1 protein-coding gene is annotated in these 438 nt (G+C 73.7%); it reads left to right on the top strand.

Translation table 11 applies throughout. From position 1 onward, the window contains the following. Positions 1-183 precede the first annotated feature (183 nt). A partial coding sequence (locus tag FV228_RS33900; RefSeq protein ID WP_210247844.1) for a hypothetical protein occupies positions 184-438 on the top strand: 255 nt, incomplete at its 3' end.

Below are 438 nucleotides of genomic sequence, written 5' to 3'. Positions count from 1 at the left end.
CTCCAGGGCAACCGGCGCCAGCGCCGCCGCCAGCGGGCCGAGCAGGCCGCGCGCCCGGAGAGCCGGCACGAGATCGACCAGCACGACGATCACGTCGAGCAAAGGCATTCGCCATTCGAGCGGCCGACCGAGAGCCGGCACGCGCAGAGCCCCGACTCCTACGGCGAGGGCTTCGCAGCCCTGATGAGCCGAATCGACGGCCTCAACCGCACCCTCGACGAGGAGCGGCGCCTCGCCCAGGAAACCGAAGCCCGGCGCCTGGCCGAGATCGAGACCCGGATCGAGCGCGCCCTGCAGGCGACGCCGGTCCAGCAGGTGACCGAGCGCCTCGGCGACATCGAGCGGCGGATGTCGCAGCTCGGCGAGCAATTCGCCTCCGGGCGTCCCGCCGGCCGCCGCGGCCGGCCCGATGCGGTCGAGATCCGCAACGCCGTCCAG

The organism is Methylobacterium sp. WL18 (assembly GCF_008040015.1).
GTDB classification, from domain to species: domain Bacteria; phylum Pseudomonadota; class Alphaproteobacteria; order Rhizobiales; family Beijerinckiaceae; genus Methylobacterium; species Methylobacterium mesophilicum.
This window is presented reverse-complemented; position numbering and strand designations above follow the sequence as displayed.